Origin of the sequence: Spirillospora sp. NPDC046719, assembly GCF_040645715.1 — a bacterium.
Lineage (GTDB): Bacteria > Actinomycetota > Actinomycetes > Streptosporangiales > Streptosporangiaceae > Spirillospora.
Window position 1 is genome coordinate 45,276 of sequence record NZ_JBEYYT010000009.1, and the last position, 16,381, is coordinate 61,656.

A 16,381-nucleotide genomic window follows, 5' to 3' on the forward strand; every position below is an offset into this window, starting at 1 on the left:
CCGCCCGGCCCCGAACCAAAAGACGTCCACCGTGAATATAGGAGTAAGCATGGGCCGTATCGACGTTCACCAGCACCTCCTGCCCGAACCGTACGTGCAGTGGCTCCGCTCGGAAGGCATCGGCCAGGCCGGCGGACGGGAACTGCCCGCCTGGAGCGCCGACAGCGCCATCGCGATGATGGACGACCACTCCATCTCCACCGGCATATTGTCGCTGTCCACACCGGGAACCCACCTGGGCGACGACGCCCGCGCCCTCGACAAGGCCCGCCAGATCAACGACATCGGCGCCGAACTGGTCAAGGACCGCCCCGACCGCTTCGGCTACTTCGCCACCATTCCCCTCCCCTATGTCGACGGCGCCGTCCAGGAGAGCATCCGCGCTTTGGACGAACTCGGAGCCGACGGCGTGGTCCTGCTCGCCAACTCCCGAGGCACCTACCTCGGCGACCCGGCCTTCGAGCCGCTCATGACCGAACTCGACCGGCGCTCGGCCGTCGTGTTCGTCCACCCGGCGGAACTCCCCGCACCCGCCGTCCCCGGGCTGCCGCCGTTCGCCGCCGACTTCCTGCTCGACACCACCCGCGCCGCCGCCAACCTGGTCCTGCACGGCATCCCCCGCCGCCACCCCAACCTGAAGATCATCCTCTCCCATGCGGGCGGTTTCCTGCCGTACGCCGCCCACCGCATCGCCGTCACCTTCATCGGCCAGGGACGCGACCCCGGCGAGGTCTTCGAAGACCTGACGTCCTTCTACTTCGACACCGCCCTGTCCGGCAGCCCGACCGCCCTGCCCAGCCTGCTCGCCTTCGCCCGCCCCGGCCACGTCCTGTACGGGTCCGACTGGCCCTTCGCACCCGACCTCGCCGTCAAATACTTCACCGACGGCCTAGACGCCCACGACCCCCACGACACCGAACTCCACCGGGCCATCGACTCGTCCAACGCTCTCCAACTGTTCCCCCGCCTGACCTGACCTCGTGACCACCTCCCCAGCGCCGTCGCGCCGGGAAGGCAAGGCGGCCGGCATGTTGCTGAGTGAAGTGACCATTGGCGGTCTTGCTGCTCCGCCTCCAGCCTCGTCCCGACCTTCGACCGGTCATACAGGGATTCCCCACCAGTCGCACAAGCCCTCGCTCGCGCCGACTAGCCAGAGTCGGTGGTAAGTCACGACCCATCGGCGATCGGAAGCTCCCGCGCCTCCAGCGCGAGCCGGCCGAGGGCCGAGCGATCCGTCCAAACGTCTGCGCCGAAGTGACGTCAGCGCTGCGCCACGGACGCCCACCAGACGAGCATCGCGCGGTCGAGCCTCACGGTGGCCCTCCACGATCGGGGCCGAGCCGAGGATCTGCGAGAGGCGGGCGGGCTCATCGCCGCCGAGATCGAGCGGCGCGTCCGCGTGCACGGACGCGACCAGCCGCTCGCGTGTACCGCGTTCGTCAGAGTGCGACGAAGGTCAGGCCGCGCTGCTTGAGGGCGGGGATGACGGTGCGGAGGGCCGTGACGGTCTGGGAGCGGTCGCCGCCGCCGTCGTGGCAGAGCAGGATGTCACCCGGCTGGGCGGGCAGCTTCGGGAGGTTGATCGGGTGGGTGAGGGTGTGGTCGGCGATCTGGTGCCCCGCCGCCACGATCCGCTGCACCAGCCGGGCGTTCTCCGGCACCTGCTCGCCGATCATGTTGAAGGTCGCGTGCACGCCGCGCTCGGCGAGCACGTCCAGCACCTTGGGCGTCCAGTACGGGTGCGGCCCGTCGTCGATCGTCAGCGCCACCGCGTTCGGCGGCGCGGCCGGAGCCAGGTCGCGCAGGGAATGGACCGGACTCGTGACCGCCCTCATGGACCGGGCGGGCGCGAACCCCGGATCGGGCGGCGGCGCGGGCGCCCGGCGGGCCGCGGCCGCGTGCGCCGACCGGTGCTTCTCCGGGCGCCACAGCTCCGGAGCGGCGGCGGCGGCCACCCCCGCGGTCCCAGCGACGATCATGGTCAGCACCTGGCGGCGATCCATTCCGTAAGTCCTTGTCGTAGAAGACGTCGGCTTGTGAGACGGCCCGATGATCCGGCGGGTTTGCGCCCGCCCCGGTTGGATTTCCGCAGGAATCCCCGTTCTCACCCGCGAGGTACCCCCGGGTGCTCGCCGTCGCCGGGCGTCGCGGCGGTGCCGGCGGCGTCGGAGGGGTCGCCGGAGGAGGTCAGCGTGGTGACGCGTCCGAGGGGGCCTGCGCGTCCGGCCCGTCCAGGAGGGGCAGGTGAAGGGAGAACCGCGTCCCGGACGTCACGTCGTCGATGGCGAGCGAGCCGTGGTGGGCGTTCGCGACCTCGCGGGCGATGGCCAGGCCGAGGCCGGTTCCGCCGGCGTCGCGGCTGCGGGCCGTGTCGAGGCGGGCGAATCGTTCGAAGACCCGTTCGCGGTCGGCGCGCGGTATCTCGGGCCCGTCGTTGCCGACGGTCAGCACGGCGTCGCCGGCGCTCCGGCCCAGGCGCACGTCGACGGTCGTCGCGGCGTACTGCAGGGCGTTGTCCAGCAGGTTGCCCACGAGGCGTTCGAGTTGGGCGCGGACCCCTCTGACGTGGAGGCCGGGGGCGAGCTCGGCCTTGACGGCGACCGGCGGGCGCCGGTCGTCCGGGCCGCCGGAGGCGGGACGGCGCGCGCGGAGCTCACCGTCGACCAGGGCGCTGAAGTCGACGTCCTCGGGGATGTCGGCCGCCGTGCCGATCTGCGCGAGCAGCAGCAGGTCGGCGACGATGCCCTCCAGGCGGTCGGTGGACCGGAGCGCGGCCCGCGCCGCCTCGCCGGCCTCGGCGTCGCCGGGACGCAGGGCGATCTCCTCCAGGTTGAGCCGGAGCGCGGCGATCGGCGTGCGGAGCTCGTGCGCGGCGTCCGACGCGAACTGCTGCTGCCGGCGCACGGACCGCTCGAGCCGGTCGAGGGTGAGGTTGGCGGTGCGGGCGAGTTGCGCGACCTCGTCCTCGCCCTGCGGCTCGGGCACCCGGCGGGACAGGTCGCTGATGCTGATCTCGGCCAGCTGGCCGCGGACCGCGCCGACGGGACGCAGCGTCCGGCCGACCACCTGCCAGGTCGTGTAGGTCGCCATGGCGACCAGGAGCAGCGCGCAGGTGGTGAGGACCAGTTCGAGGTGGGGGCCCGCCAGGATCGTCGGCACGGGGCGTGCGCCGTAGACGACGGGCGAGCGGGGGGCCATGGTGACCCGGACGGCCACCACGGACAGGCATCCCCCGCCGCGCGCCGGACACACGTACAGGCGTTTGAGCCGGTTCTCCGGGGGCGGGACCACCGTGCTGATCGGCGGCCGCCCCGCGGCCGCCCTGCTCGCGGCGGTGACGTGCCGGTCCGCGTCGACCACCTGAAGGAACCGGACTCCGTACGGGCCGGCGGGGAGCGGGTTCTGCATCACCCCCTGCCGCACCGCGCCGCTCACGCGCCGCGTGGCCAACTCCGTCCGCGTGAACGCGAAGTCGCTCTCCTGGGAGCGGATGAGGGCGTCCGCTCCGATCGCGAGCACCGTGAAGACCAGTGCGGCGACCACCACGGTGATCAGCGTGTCCCGTCCGCGGATGGTGCGCGGCCGCGGTAGTCGATGCCGTACCACCGGCCTCATCTCCTGTTTCCGCGCCGTTCCACGAGTCGCTTCCGATCACGCGGAGGCGTCCCGGCACGGTGTTCCGTTCTGGCGGCCCACCTCTTTCGTGACCGTCACGGGCGGCCGGACTCTCGCGTTGGCGAACCTTTTGCCGAGCCGACCCGGAATGCATGCGGTGAACGGGGATCGGCCGGCGGCGCGGGACGGTGCCGCCGTCCGGAGGGACGGGTCAGGGCGCGGCGGTGCGGCCGGCCCGGGCGAGGACGGCGGGCGACAGCCACCGGCGCAGGAAGGGGCGCGGATCGGTCCCGGTGGCCTCGGGCACCGAGAGGTAGGAGTAGAGCAGCCGCATGAAGAACTCGGAGAGGCCGGTGAGCTCCTCGTCGTCGTAGCCGAGGGCCGCCCAGTCGATGTCGAGCCGGGACAGGAAGACCTTCATCTCGTCGAGGGCGCCGGCGGAGAGGATGTCGGGACCAAAGCTGGTGGCGCGCCCGGTCGCGAAGATCATGCCGACGTGCGGGTCGCGGGGCAGCAGCTCCACGGCCCGGGCGAAGACCTCGACGAGGATCTCGGCGGGGTCGGTCAGCGGCCCGATCTCGGCCGCGATCCGCGCCTCGAACTCGGCGGCCGCGGCGAACCCCGCCGCCTTCATCAGCTCGTCGATGTTGCGGTAGTACCGGTACACCGTCGCGCGGGTGACGCCGAGCTCCTCGGCGACCTGCGTGAACCCGGTCTTGCGCGCGCCGTGGCGGTCCACGCACCGGATCAGCGCCTCGATGATCCGCCGCCGGGCCTCGTCGTCGTCGCGGGGAGGGTCGCCTCGCCACCCGTGCGTGCGCATCAGTGCCTTTCACAGCGGACGCTCCCATAGGAGCCGTAAGGAAGCCGACGTCCGGCCGGGGGCGGCGTCGCGGGGCACCGGCCGGCCGCGCGATCAGTGCGACGGCCGCGCCGAGGGGACAGCGCCCGGCGACCCGGAGGAGCCGGTCCCGCCGGAGAGCGGCTTGCCGTTCTCGTCGGTGGCGGACTCCACACCCTGGCTCAGCAGCGTGATGTTACCAGCCAGCCATTTCCCGGAGACGAGCTTCATGCTGAGGGCGACGGTGGCCCCGCTGTTGGCCCGCACGGACTTGCCCGTCGTCACCTTGGTGTTGATGACCACCATGACGTTGGCGGCGCCGTGCTTGACGGCGCCGGGGTAGACGCCGGTGACGGTGGCGCGCGAGCTGACCTTGTTGGTGGTGAAGTAGCTGGTCAGGGTGTCGGCGGTCGGGCGGATGGCGTCGGCGGCGGCCTTGGTGAGCAACGGGTACTTCGCGGCGAACGACCGGGCCATGTGCTGGTAGTCCCAGTTGAAGAAGACGTCGGCGACCTTCCGTGCGCTGGCCGCCAGGTCGCGCTGCCGCCGGGCGTCGGCGGACAGGTCGCCTTTCTGCTGCCAGACGACGCAGAGGAGGGCGCTCACCGCGACCAGCGCGAGGGCGGGGACGATCGTCAGGACGCGCATCGCGATGGTCCTGCGGCGGCTTCTCCCGCCGAACGGTCCCCTCGCGAGGGACGCGGCCCATACCTTCGGCGGCACGTCGGGGATCCGGCCCGCCGGGGCGGTCGCGGCCTTGCGCGTGAAGCGGCGCGGCGGCGGTTTCTCCGCGGGCGCTTCTTCGGCGTCGTCGGTCGGCTCGTCCGCCGCTGCTTTGGTCGTCCGTTCATCTCCGGGATCGGCGGCGGCGCTCTTCTTCCTGACGACGACGTAGACCCGCTCGTATTCCTCGCCGTCTTCCAGAAGATCCTCGTCTTCCAGAAGGTCCTCGTCGACCGTGCCGGGGGCCGGGGCCTTGGTCTTCATCGGCTTCTCCTTCTCCAGATCGGACGCCAGGCCAGTCCGAGCATGCTCATGAGGACGCGCAGCAGGACCAGGCCCGCCACGACGGGCGGCACGTAGACCAGCCACACCGGCGGCCCGTGGTGCTCGGTGTTCGCGGCGTTGCGGGCGGCCACCGCGCCCGGTGCGGTCGGTGTGCTCGCGGCCGTCCCGGCACCGCTCGCGCCGGTCGTCTCCGCCTTCTTCAGCGGAGGGCTCTGCTGGGCGGGCAGGTCCACGCCGGGGCAGGACGGGATGCGCGGGATCGACGGCAGCGGGGTGAGGTTGCGGTACTCGACGGCGCCCTTCTCCGGCGTCAGCGTGAGAATGAACTTGATGTTGAGGTTGGGCAGGCCGTTGACGAAGGTGATGACGCCCCGCATCGCGGACGCCAGCTGGGGCGACCACTGCAGCCCCCGGGAGAGGGCGGACACGTTGCCGGGCGACAGCAGCACCGGCAGGGCGTCGTTCAGCGCGCCGAGCATGCACTGCGCGGCCGGCCGGGACTCGCGCAGCACCTTGGCCGTCCGCGTCAGCAGGTCGGGGGTGGTCTCGCGGATCCGGACGAGCGAGTCGTTCACGTCGGCGAGCGAGGAGGTGAGGTCGGCGGTGGCGCTGATCCCGGCGGCGAGGTCGGCGCGCTTCCCGGCGAGCACGCCGGTCAGCGAGCCCAGGTCGGTGATCAGGCTGTCGAGGGTGGCGGTGTTGCCGGCGAAGGTGCGGGCGAGCTGCGAGGCGCCGTCGACGGTGAGCCGGAGGGTGTCCCCGCGCCCGTCCAGGCCCTGCGCCAGTTCCCGCGTGACGATCCTGAGGTTGGCCGGGTGGAGGCCGTTGACGGCCTTGGTCACCGACGCGAACAGGTCGCCGTAGCTCTCGCTGACGCTCGTCCTGGACAGCGGGATGACGTCGCCGGGACGCATCGGGGGCGCGCCCGCCCGGCCGGCCGCCGGCTCCAGGTCCACGTACGGTTCGCCGATCGCGGACTTGAGGGCGGCCGTGGCGGTGACACCCTGCGGGACGCGCTCCCCCTTGTCTATGGCGAGGCGGACGACGACCTTCCCGCCGTCCAGCCGCACGGAGTGGATCTTGCCGATGGCGACGCCGAGGTAGGTCACGTCGAAGCCGGGCTGCAGGCCCCGCGAGTCGGAGAACTGCGCGCTGAGCCGGTACGGGCGGGAGAACGGGTCGAAGCCGAGGACGTTGCGCACCGCCCACACCGTCAGGATGAGGCCGAGCAGCGCGAACACCGCCAGGTTGACGCGGATCCGGCGGGTCACCGCTGCGGTCCCAGCAGCCGGACGAGGTCGGCCAGCGACGACGGCGTCCGGCCGGCGCCCCGGGTGGCCGAGCCGTTGAAGTCCATCACCGGATAGGTGAGGAGCTGCCCGTTGTAGACCTGCCGGGGCATGCGCGTGACGAACTCCTGGAGGCGGTTGATGAGCGTGCCGAGCTTGGTCTTGTCGGAGGCGAGCACCTGGAGGGTGGGGCCCATCTGCTCGATCAGCCGGCGGAGCTGGTCGGTGTGGCCGATGAGGACGGTGTCGTTGACGGTCCGGGCGAGGTCGGACAGCCCGTGCACGGCGGTGAGGATCCTCTGCCGGTCGTCGGCGAGCAGCTTCGTGGCGTCGGCGACCCGTCCGGGCAGGCTCTTCAGGGAGCCCTCGTGAGCGGCGAGCTTCCTGCCGAGGTCCGCGAGATCGTCGACGGCCTGTCCGAGTTGCTCGCGGCGGGCGCCGAAGGTCGTCAGCAGCGTGTCGGCGTTGGCGATCATGGCGTTGAGCTGCGGGCCGCGGCCGGCGAAGGCGGTGCTCGCGGTGCGCAGCAGCCCGGGGGCGTCGCCGTCGGCCAGGGCGCCGACGAGCGGGGCCGCCTTGCCGACGATGTCCTCGAAGCCGGGGCTGGTGGTGGTCTGGGCGAGGCGGGCGTGGTCGGCGAGGAAGGGCCCCTGGTTCAGCGCCCGGCCCGGCGGCGGCTGGAGCCGCACGTAGTTCTCGCCGAGCAGCGAGGTCGTGGTGACCTTGGCGGTCGTCCCGGCGGGGATGTGCACGCCCTTCCTGATCGACATGGTGACCCGGGAGCGGTAGCCGGTCCCGGCGTCCACCAGCGTGATCTTCGTGACGGAGCCGACGGCGACGTCGGCGACCTTGACGCTGTGCCCGGCGACGAGGTTCTGCACGTCGGTGAAGTCGGCGGTGAGGGTGAGCGGCCCCTTCGGCGCGTGCAGGGTCTGGACCGAGCAGCCGGACAGCGCCGCGCAGCCGGCCAGCACCGAGCAGAGCACGAGCGTCCCGGTGCGCAGGAGGGTTCGTCGCACGGTGGCTCCTACTGGCAGTTGGAGTAGGGGGGCGGGAGCGGGCACGGCACGTTCTCGTCGATCGTGGGCTCCTTGAGGATCGCGGCCAGGTAGGAGCGCGCGAAGTTGTCGAGGGTGACCCGCAGGACGATCGCGTGGTTCTCCGGCTCGTAGGCGTTGACGAACTGGAAGCCGATGTTCGGCAGCGCCTGCAGCACCCCGCCGAGCGTGTCGGCGCTGCCCTTGAGGGTGAGGCTGACCTGCGCGGTCTTCCGCAGGTCGGCGGGCAGGGTGTCCTGGTGCATCTTGATCAGCACGTCGCCGCGCTCGGCGAGGTCGGCGATCGCCTCGACCAGCGTCCGGATGCTCGCCCGCTCGTCCGCCAGCATCGTGGACGCCTTGGAGAAGTCGCTGACGAGCCTGCCGAGCGTCTTCTCCCGGCCGCGGACGATCCCGGCGAGCCGGTCGAGGTTCCGCGCGACCTTGAGGAGCTGCTCGTCCTGCCCGGCGAGGCTGTTCACCAGCTGCCCGGCCTGCTGGAACGCCTGGTTGAAGGCGGCGCCGTTGCCATCGAGGGTGCCGGCGGCGTTGCCCAGCGCGGTGTCGGCCTTGGCGGGGTCGACGTTGTCGAGGAGCCGGCCGAACGACTTGAGGGCGTCGTTGACCTCGACCGGGACCTGCGTCCGGTCGGTCCGCAGGACGGCGCCGTCGCGCATCCGGGGCAGGCCGCGGTGCCAGGCGGGGCTGAACGTCAGCGTGCGCTCGCCGATGAGGCTGAGCGGCACGATGGCGGCGGTGGCCGTCGCGGGCAGCGGCACGTCGCCGTCGATCGAGGCGACGACGCGGACCTGCCCGTTCAGCGGGGTGACCGAGTCGACCTTCCCCACGTTGACGCCCATGACCTGCACCCGGGAGCCGGGGTAGAAGGAGACGGCCCGGGTGAAGTAGGCGGTGACGTGGTAGGACGGCGTGGACGACAGCGGGCTCGTCAGCACCGAGCAGCCGCCGAGGGCGGCGCCGAGCGCGGCGGCCAGGGCGGCGGCGAGCGGACGGGGCGGCGGTCGCATCCTCATCCTCCGACCTGTCCCGTCGGGACGAGCGGGTAGTTGGGCGGGTTGAAGTTCGGCTGGGGGCCGACCACGCCGGGCTGGACCGGGCCGAACCCGACGAATCCGCCCTCCATCCACCGGCCGGCGCGGCTGCCGGCGGTGCCGAGCCCGTAGAACGCGGGCCCGAACCAGGCGAGCGCGACGTTCATGGACGGCAGGTTGTCGCCGGCCATCGTCTGCGCGGCGAGGTGGAAGTCGTTGAGCACCGTGTTCAGCTGCTTCTGGTGCGTGGCGAGGGTGTCGTCGAGGGTCTTGACGACCCGGCTGCCGCTGCCGAGCGCTGCGGCGAGGTCGTCGCGCCGCTCGGCCAGTTCCTTCAGGAGCGCGTCGCCGTAGTCGAGCAACTGGGTGAGCTGCCGGTCCTTGGACGCCAGCGCGCCGCTCAGCTTGCCGCTATTGGCGATGATGGCGGCGACCTGCGGGAAGGAGTCGTTCAGCGCGGCGCTGACCTTCCTCAGGTCGGCGAGCATCTTCGCGGTCTCCTGCCGGGAGGGCAGCTTCACCTTGGCGGCCTCGCTGAGCAGCCGGTCGACCGACCGCGCGTCCAGTTTCCCGGCGATGGTCGACGCGGAGCCGAGCGTGTTGCTCAGTGTGTAAGGGATGCTGGTGCGGTCCAGCGGGATGCGGCGCCGGCCGTCGGGCAGCGTCTTCAGGTAGGGCCGGGCGACCGGTCCCGACAGCCGCACGTACTGGCCGCCGAGCAGGTTCGACAGCCGGATGTCGGCGTGCATCCGCGGCCCCAGCCTGATCCCGGAGTCGACCTTCCAGGTGACGACGACGTGGCCGTCGCGGAAGTCGGGGCGGATGCCGGTGACCTTGCCGACCTTGACGCCGGCGAGCTGGACCTCGGCGCCCTTCTGCAGGCCGCCGGTGCCGGCGAAGACGCCGCTGACGGTGTAGCCGCCCTGGAACAGGCCGAGGGTGCCGTAGGCGTAGGCCGCGATCACCAGTGCGGCCAGCGCCGGGATCGTGACCGCGGCGATCGCCACCGGGCTGCGGTCCCGGAACGACCGCGTGAACGCGTCCTTCGCCCGGCTTCTCCCGCCATCCGCGCGCGCCATCATCCGCCCCCGTTCTGGCCGCCGAGGAACGCCAGCTTGACCATCGCCTGGAAGACCCGCTGCTGGGCCGGGGTGAGCTTCGCCTTGTCGCCGGTCACCGCCGCGCCGCCCGCGGAGCCCCCGCCGGAGCCCTTGCCGGAACCGCCGCCCGGGCCGGCGGCGGGCGGGGGCGGCAGGTTCTCCGGGAACGGGCAGGTGTCGGTGTAGACGACGTTCATGCAGAGGGCGTTGCCGCGCAGGAACTTGCCGCCGTCCATGAGGGTGAGCAGCGCCTGCAGCGCCGCCGGCAGGCTCTTGACCATCTTGTCGAGGTCGCGGATCCGGCGGTGCGCGATCTCCATCAGGTCGGTGGTGCCCTGCACCAGCCGGCCGAGCTGCGGTGCCGAACCGCCGAGCACCTTGTCCAGGTTGGTCGCGACGTCGCCGAGGCGGGTGCTGGCGGTGCCGATGGCGCCGCGGTCCTGGGCGAAGGCCCGGGTGAGGTCGGTCAGGTTGGTGATGGTCTCGGTGATCTGCCGGTCGCGGGCCGCCAGCGCGTCGGTGACCGTCCTGTAGTCGCCGATCATCTGCCGGATCGTGTCGCTGCGCGACCCCAGCGTGCGCAGGAGCGCGGCCAGGTTCGCCGACATCCGGTCGATCCTGTCCTGGTTGCCGTCCAGCGCGGTCGCGAACGACTGCAGGATCTTGTTGATCTCGTCCGGGTCGATCCCGCCGACCAGCGGGCCCAGGTCGTTGATGAGGGCGCCGAGGTCGGCGGCCGACCTGGTCCGGGTGAGCCGCTGGCCGTCCTTGAGCATGGTGCGGCTGGAGCCGGTCTCCAGGTAGATCTCGCGCTTGCCGATGAGGTCCTTCCACCGGATGACGGCCGAGGAGTCGGCGGGGATGTGCAGCGACGGGCGGATCTTCATCCCGACCACGGCGCGGCCGTCGACCACCTTCACGGAGGTGACCCGGCCGACCGGGGTGCCGGCCACCTTCACCTGGTCGCCCGACCGCAGGCCGCTGACGTCGTCGAACGTCGCCCGCAGATGCAGGCCGGACCCGAAGTCCGCGCCGACGATCCGGAACGCCATGTAGACGGTCAGCAGGGTCGTGACGACGCCGAACACCACGAACCTGCGCGCCGAGCGCATGTCCAGGCCCTGCTTGCGCGGCCGGAGCCGGCGCCGGGCCGCCATCACCTGCCTCCCTTCGCGGGAGGGTTCGGCTTGTCCGGCACCGCGGGCTCGATCGGACCGCAGATCCCCGGCAGCGAGTCGCACAGCGCGGTGCTCGGGTCGATGTGGATGGTGACCCGCGAGAGCAGGGTCCCGTGCGGCCCGGGGATGTTGGCGATGCCGGTGAGCTGCGTCAGGATGAGCCCGCTGCTGCTGATGAGGTCGGGGAAGTAGCCGCGGTACCTGGCCAGGACGGCGGCCGCCGGCGTGACCGCGTCGATGACGCGGCCGGCGGCCCTGGGGTTCGGGGCGAGGATCCCGTTCAGGGTGCGGGCCGACTCGTCGAGCCCGGCGAGCAGCCTGCCGAACTGCCCGGGGTCCCCGGTGACGGCCGGCGCGACCACGTTCAGGTCGTCGGCGATCCGGCCGATGTCGTCGCCGTGCCGGGCGGCCGTGCCGGCCAGCGCGCCGCCGTTCCCGATGAGCCCGCCGAGGTCGCCGCTGCGCCGCGCCGTCGCGCCGAGCAGTTTCGAGGAGTCGTCGACCAGGCCCGCGAGCTCGGCGCCCCGGCCGTCCAGGCCGGTGCCCAGGGCCCGCATGATGGTGGCGACGTCGTCCGGGCCGATCGCGTCGAGCAGGTCCACGGTCGGCGCCGCGACGTCGGTGAGGTCCTGGGGGTCGCTGGTCCTGGCGATGGTGCCGCCGTCGCGCAGGTACGGGCCGGCTGACTCGTCCCGGCCCGGCCGCAGGTCGACGTACTTGGGGCCGAACGCCGACAGCGGCGAGATCGCCGCCTCGGAGCCGACGGGCGCGCGCACGCCGTGGTCCAGGCGGATCCGCACCAGCGCCTTCCCCTCAGGGGTGAGGCGGACGGAGGCGACCTGGCCGACCTTGACGCCGCGGATCTTGACGTCCGAGCGGTCGTCCAGCCCCTCCCCCGCCCGCCCGAAGGTCGCCCGCAGGTAGGTCGAACCCGGGTGGGTGTCGCGCGCGGCCAGGTAGGACCCGAGCCCGGCGGCGGCGAGCAGGGCCGCCCCGAGGGCGCCGAACCGGCGGCGGGAGCGCGGTGTGAGGTCGACGGTCCTCATCCGGTCAGGCTCACTGTTCCGCCGTTGCCCCAGAAGATGTAGGACAGCAGCAGGTTGACCATGACGATCGTCACCATGGACTCGCGGATCGCCTGCCCGGTCGCCAGGCCCACCCCGACCGGCCCGCCGGAGGCGTTGTAGCCGCGGTAGCAGTGGACGAGCACGATGATCACCGTGAACACCACCACCTTCACCACGCTGTAGAAGACGTCGATCGGCGGCAGGTACAGGTGGAAGTAGTAGTCGTAGATCCCGGGCGAGATGCCGAAGAAGTCGATGGAGATGATCCGGGTGGCGAAGAAGCTGGCGAACAGCGCCAGCAGGTACAGCGGGACGAGCGTGATCAGCGCGGCGGCCAGCCGGGTGCACACCAGGTAGGCGAGCGCGTTGATGCCCATGACCTCCAGGGCGTCGATCTCCTCGGAGATCCGCATCGCGCCGAGCTCGGCGGTGAACGACCCGCCGAGCTGGAACACCATCGCCACCCCCGCGATGATCGGCGTCACCTCGCGCACGTTGGCGTAGCTGGCGATGATCCCGGCGAGCGACTGCACGCCGACCCGCTGCAGCCCGGGGATGGCCTGCAGGCCGACGGTGGTGCCGGTGAAGAACGACATGAAGAAGACGACCACGACCATGCCGAGGCCGAGCACCGCCGCGCCGACGCCGGCGCTGATGTCGCTGACCTGCCGGATCACGGCCTTCAGGTGCCTGCCCCGCGCGATGTCGACCACCATGTGGTGCAGCACCATGCCGGAGAAGACCACGAACTCGGTGAACTCGGGGGCGCGGACGGGCCATCGGCGGCGCAGCACCACGGCCGCGCGGTACGGGACGATGGTGTTCATCGGGTCTCCGTCAGATCCGGGGCGGGAAGAGGCTGTAGGCCAGCGTCGACAGCACGTAGTTCGCCGCGAACACCAGCATCGCGGCGACGACGGCCGACTGGTTGACCGCGCGCCCGACGCCGCTGGCGCCGTACCGGCAGGTCATGCCCTTCCAGCAGGCCACGGCGGCGGCGATGAAGCCGAACACCCACGCCTTGAACAGGGTGATCAGCAGGTCGGAGAGCTGCAGGAGCGACGTCGCCCCGTCGAAGTAGGACCCGGGCGTGACCCCTTCCCGGATGACGTTGAAGAAGAAGCCCCCGGCGATGCCCGCCAGGATGATCAGCGAGCAGAGCATGACGCCGACCGTGCTGGCCGCCCAGAGCCGGGGCGTGACCAGCCGGTGCACCGGGTTGATGCCCATGACCTCCATGGCGTCCAGCTCGTCGCGGATCCGCCGCGAGCCGATGTCGGAGGTGATGGCCGAGCCGCCGGCCCCGGAGATGAGCAGGGCCGCCGCCATCGGCGCCACCTGCGTCACCAGGGCCTGCACCACGGTCGCGCCGGTGCCCGACTCGGCGCCGATCTGCCGGACGATCTGCCCGACCTGCAGCGCGATCGTGCCGCCGAGGGGCAGCGCGATCAGCATCACCGGCAGGGTCGTGACCCGGGCGATGAACCAGCACTGCTCGATCCACTCGACCCACCAGCGGCGCACGTCCCAGGTCTTGCGGAAGCCCTCGAGCGTGATCGCGAACAGCAGGCCGGCCTGCTCCAGCCAGCCGACCAGCAGCCGGCGCGGCGCCCCGGCCCAGGAGAGGCGCGGGGCGCGCGGGCGGTGTCCCGCGGCCGCGCTCATGGACGTGTTCCCTGCCGTTCGCGCATCCTCTGCTCCCCCTCGCCGGACGACGGCCCGTAGCTGTGAGAACTATCGATGTCGATGTGGAGAGTCCAGTTCTTGATTGCGAGAACGTGAAGTGACGATTTTTAGTCTGTGACTCTCGTTTCAGGCGAATGACAGTACATCCTCGCCCTCGCAGTACTGTCAAGTGGCTGTACGGAAAAGGACGCGGACGGTGCGTGACCGGAACCGCCCGCCTGTCGCGGGAGGCGAGACGCACTACTTCCGCACGATGGTCGGTCACCCGGCGCGGGGCTTCAGCGCAGGACGAGCGGCAGCGTCTCCCATCCCCGGACGGTCGAGGTCTGCGCGAGCTTGGCGCCGTCCCAGTCCACCTCCCAGCTGGGGAAGCGGCGTAGAAGCTCCTCCAGGGCCACCCGGCCTTCCAGCCGGGCGAGCGCGGCACCGAGGCAGTAGTGCGCGCCGACGCCGAACGCCAGATGCTGGCCGATCTTGCGGTGGACGTCGAAGCGGTCCGGGTCGGGGTAGCGCCGTTCGTCGCGGTTGGCGGCGGCGAGGACGAGCATGAGGGCGCTGCCCTCCGGCACCGTCCGCCCGTGGAACTCCACGTCCCTGGTCACGTACCGCGCCGCGTACGGCCCGGGCGACTCGTAGCGCAGCACCTCCTCCACCGCGTTGGTGATCAGCGACGGGTCGTCGACGAGCTCCCGGCGCTGGTCGGGATGCTCGGCGAGGACCGACGCGATCCAGCCGATCAGCCGTCCCGTGGTCTCGTTGCCGGCGCCCGCGACGACCGTGCAGTACGTGAGCACCTCGTCGCGCGTGAGGGTGCGCCGCTCGCCGTCCTCGTCCTCGAACTCGGTGGTCATCAGCGACGTCATCAGGTCGTCGGAGGGGTTCTCGCGCCGCCAGTCGATGTAGTCGCCGAACATCTCGTTGCTGAGGACGGCGCCCCCGCGCAGGTCCATCTGCCCGCCGGCCTCGGTGCGCAGGCTCTCGTCGGCGGACTCGCGCAGCGCGGAGAGGTCGGCGTCCGGGATCCCGAACAGCATGCCGATGACCCGCATGGGCATGTCGGTGGCGACGGCCTCGATGAGGTCGAACCGGTCCAGCCCCACCAGCGGGTCGAGGGTGCGCACGCAGAACTCGCGCACCCGCGGCTCCAACTCCGCGATGCGGCGCGGGGTGAAGACGCGGACCAGCAGCCTGCGGTGGATGTCGTGGATCTCGGGGTCCTCGAAGATGAGGGTGCCGGGCGGCATCACGATGCCCGACTTGACGAACTCGAGGATGTTGCCGCGCGCCGAGGAGAACGCCCGCCAGTCCGGCAGGCTCCGCTCCACGTCCTCGTAGCGGCCCACGGCGTAGAAGTCGTGCTTGTCGTTGTAGTAGAGCGGCGCCTCGTCCCTGAGCCGGCGGTACGTCGGGTAGGGGTCCGCGGTGAACCGCGGGTCGTAGGGGTCCCAGTAGAAGGCGTCGCCGGGGTCCGCGCCGGAGGTGCTCATGTCGTCGGTGCCCATCCGTTCCCTCCCGGTCACTTGAGCATCGAGCCCGCGTCGATGGGAAGCGGGACGCCGGTGATGTAGCGGCTCTCGTCCGAGACGAGGAAGAGGACGGCGTTGGCGATGTCCTCGGCCTCGACCCAGGGCACCGGCAGCGCGTTCATCATCTGCGAGATCGGCACCATGTCCTCCTGGGTCGGGTTCTCCAGGTCGGGGCGGAACATCCGGTAGGTGAGGTCGTTCAGCAGCATCGGCGTGCCCACCTGCGTCGGGTGGACGGAGTTGACGCGGATGCTGTGCTGCGCGAGTTCCACGGCCATCGACCGCATCAGCCCGACCACGCCGTGCTTGCCGGCGACGTAGTTGGCGATGTTCGGGTGCGCCTTGAGGCCGCCGACGGAGCTGGTCAGCACGATGGAGCCGCCGCGCCCCCCGGCGATGATGTGCGGGATGGCGGCCTTGCCGGTGTGGAAGACGCCGGTCAGGTTGACGTCGATCGAGTCGCGCCACAGCTTCTCGTCGAGGTCCTGGACGGGGGCGCCGTCGGCGGCGAGCCCGGCGTTGGCCACGACGATGTCGAGCCGGCCGAGCTGGGTGACGCCGTCGTCGACGGCCGCCTTCAGCGCGTCGTAGTCGCGCACGTCGGCCTGGGCGGCGATGATGCGCCGGCCCGTGGCCTTCACCTGCGCGACGGTCTCGTCCAGGTCCTCGGGCGTGGACATGGGGATGGGCACGGTGTCGAGCTGCCTGCAGATGTCGACCGCGATGATGTCCGCGCCCTCCTGCGCGAGGCGCACGGCGTGGGCGCGCCCCTGGCCGCGCGCGGCTCCCGTGATGAACGCGACCTTGCCTTCGACTCGTCCGGGCATCGCTTCCTCTTCTCTCGGTGGGGCGGGCTACGGGCGCTCGGCCCGCCGCCTGCGGCGGACGGCTAGGAGCACCATGAGCAGGGCCAGGGCGGCCGCGGCGGGCCCGGCGACGCGGGCCGCGCCGGGACCGGCCGTGCGGAGCAGGTCCACTGGAG

Annotated in this window: 15 protein-coding genes; 1 reads left to right on the forward strand and 14 read right to left on the reverse strand. The window is 71.8% G+C overall.

What is annotated here, in order from left to right; genetic code table 11:
• The first annotated feature begins 49 nt into the window (after positions 1-49).
• Complete coding sequence (locus ABZ914_RS03380) at positions 50-976, forward strand: amidohydrolase family protein (protein ID WP_500191354.1); 927 nt, start codon at positions 50-52, stop codon at positions 974-976.
• Between the two features lie 463 nt (positions 977-1,439).
• Here the strand turns inward: ABZ914_RS03380 and ABZ914_RS03385 are convergent, their stop codons facing one another.
• The 14 genes from ABZ914_RS03385 to ABZ914_RS03450 all read right to left on the reverse strand — a co-directional run bounded on the left by ABZ914_RS03385 (position 1,440) and on the right by ABZ914_RS03450 (position 16,226).
• Positions 1,440-2,003, reverse strand: coding sequence for a polysaccharide deacetylase family protein (locus ABZ914_RS03385; protein ID WP_500191355.1), 564 nt, complete (start codon positions 2,001-2,003; stop codon positions 1,440-1,442).
• A 184-nt stretch (positions 2,004-2,187) separates the two neighbouring features.
• Positions 2,188-3,546 (reverse strand): sensor histidine kinase, encoded by a 1,359-nt coding sequence (locus ABZ914_RS03390; protein WP_500191357.1) that lies wholly within the window; start codon positions 3,544-3,546, stop codon positions 2,188-2,190.
• Positions 3,547-3,826: 280 nt separating this feature from the next.
• Positions 3,827-4,438 (reverse strand): TetR/AcrR family transcriptional regulator, encoded by a 612-nt coding sequence (locus tag ABZ914_RS03395; RefSeq protein ID WP_500191358.1) that lies wholly within the window; start codon positions 4,436-4,438, stop codon positions 3,827-3,829.
• Between the two features lie 93 nt (positions 4,439-4,531).
• A complete protein-coding gene (locus ABZ914_RS03400; RefSeq protein ID WP_500191359.1) occupies positions 4,532-5,443 on the reverse strand; it encodes a hypothetical protein in 912 nt (303 codons plus the stop codon).
• On the reverse strand, positions 5,440-6,735 hold the full coding sequence (locus tag ABZ914_RS03405) for an MCE family protein (protein WP_500191360.1): 1,296 nt from the start codon (positions 6,733-6,735) through the stop codon (positions 5,440-5,442). The genes ABZ914_RS03400 and ABZ914_RS03405 overlap by 4 nt, the downstream gene beginning before the upstream one ends.
• Positions 6,732-7,772: an MCE family protein gene (locus ABZ914_RS03410; protein ID WP_500191362.1), complete on the reverse strand. Its 1,041-nt coding sequence runs from the start codon at positions 7,770-7,772 to the stop codon at positions 6,732-6,734. The genes ABZ914_RS03405 and ABZ914_RS03410 overlap by 4 nt, the downstream gene beginning before the upstream one ends.
• Before the next feature lie 8 nt (positions 7,773-7,780).
• Positions 7,781-8,824 carry an MCE family protein gene (locus tag ABZ914_RS03415; protein ID WP_500191363.1) on the reverse strand — a complete coding sequence of 348 codons (1,044 nt, stop codon included), beginning with the start codon at positions 8,822-8,824 and terminating at the stop codon, positions 7,781-7,783.
• Positions 8,821-9,849: an MCE family protein gene (locus ABZ914_RS03420; RefSeq protein ID WP_500191365.1), complete on the reverse strand. Its 1,029-nt coding sequence runs from the start codon at positions 9,847-9,849 to the stop codon at positions 8,821-8,823. Before ABZ914_RS03420 ends, ABZ914_RS03415 begins: the two co-directional genes overlap by 4 nt.
• 71 nt (positions 9,850-9,920) lie before the next feature.
• Entirely contained in the window at positions 9,921-11,099 is a 1,179-nt protein-coding gene (locus tag ABZ914_RS03425) for an MCE family protein (RefSeq protein WP_500191366.1), read from the reverse strand.
• A complete protein-coding gene (locus tag ABZ914_RS03430) occupies positions 11,099-12,166 on the reverse strand; it encodes an MCE family protein (RefSeq protein WP_500191368.1) in 1,068 nt (355 codons plus the stop codon). Before ABZ914_RS03430 ends, ABZ914_RS03425 begins: the two co-directional genes overlap by 1 nt.
• Complete coding sequence (locus ABZ914_RS03435) at positions 12,163-13,014, reverse strand: ABC transporter permease (protein WP_500191369.1); 852 nt, start codon at positions 13,012-13,014, stop codon at positions 12,163-12,165. Before ABZ914_RS03435 ends, ABZ914_RS03430 begins: the two co-directional genes overlap by 4 nt.
• Positions 13,015-13,024: 10 nt before the next feature.
• A complete protein-coding gene (locus ABZ914_RS03440) occupies positions 13,025-13,852 on the reverse strand; it encodes an MlaE family ABC transporter permease (RefSeq protein WP_500191370.1) in 828 nt (275 codons plus the stop codon).
• Positions 13,853-14,151: 299 nt separating this feature from the next.
• Entirely contained in the window at positions 14,152-15,375 is a 1,224-nt protein-coding gene (locus tag ABZ914_RS03445; RefSeq protein WP_500191372.1) for a cytochrome P450, read from the reverse strand.
• A 14-nt stretch (positions 15,376-15,389) separates the two neighbouring features.
• Entirely contained in the window at positions 15,390-16,226 is an 837-nt protein-coding gene (locus ABZ914_RS03450) for a mycofactocin-coupled SDR family oxidoreductase (RefSeq protein WP_500191373.1), read from the reverse strand.
• Positions 16,227-16,381 lie beyond the last annotated feature (155 nt).

Excerpts from the sequence above, each read along its gene's own strand:
- ABZ914_RS03380 (WP_500191354.1), top strand. The coding sequence starts at position 50 with ATGGGCCGTATCGACGTTCACCAGCACCTCCTGCCCGAACCGTACGTG.
- ABZ914_RS03385 (WP_500191355.1), bottom strand. The coding sequence starts at position 2,003 with ATGGATCGCCGCCAGGTGCTGACCATGATCGTCGCTGGGACCGCGGGG.
- ABZ914_RS03395 (WP_500191358.1), bottom strand. The coding sequence starts at position 4,438 with ATGCGCACGCACGGGTGGCGAGGCGACCCTCCCCGCGACGACGACGAG.
- ABZ914_RS03400 (WP_500191359.1), bottom strand. The coding sequence starts at position 5,443 with ATGAAGACCAAGGCCCCGGCCCCCGGCACGGTCGACGAGGACCTTCTG.
- ABZ914_RS03415 (WP_500191363.1), bottom strand. The coding sequence starts at position 8,824 with ATGAGGATGCGACCGCCGCCCCGTCCGCTCGCCGCCGCCCTGGCCGCC.
- ABZ914_RS03425 (WP_500191366.1), bottom strand. The coding sequence starts at position 11,099 with ATGGCGGCCCGGCGCCGGCTCCGGCCGCGCAAGCAGGGCCTGGACATG.
- ABZ914_RS03430 (WP_500191368.1), bottom strand. The coding sequence starts at position 12,166 with ATGAGGACCGTCGACCTCACACCGCGCTCCCGCCGCCGGTTCGGCGCC.
- ABZ914_RS03435 (WP_500191369.1), bottom strand. The coding sequence starts at position 13,014 with ATGAACACCATCGTCCCGTACCGCGCGGCCGTGGTGCTGCGCCGCCGA.
- ABZ914_RS03440 (WP_500191370.1), bottom strand. The coding sequence starts at position 13,852 with ATGAGCGCGGCCGCGGGACACCGCCCGCGCGCCCCGCGCCTCTCCTGG.
- ABZ914_RS03445 (WP_500191372.1), bottom strand. The coding sequence starts at position 15,375 with ATGGGCACCGACGACATGAGCACCTCCGGCGCGGACCCCGGCGACGCC.
- ABZ914_RS03450 (WP_500191373.1), bottom strand. The coding sequence starts at position 16,226 with ATGCCCGGACGAGTCGAAGGCAAGGTCGCGTTCATCACGGGAGCCGCG.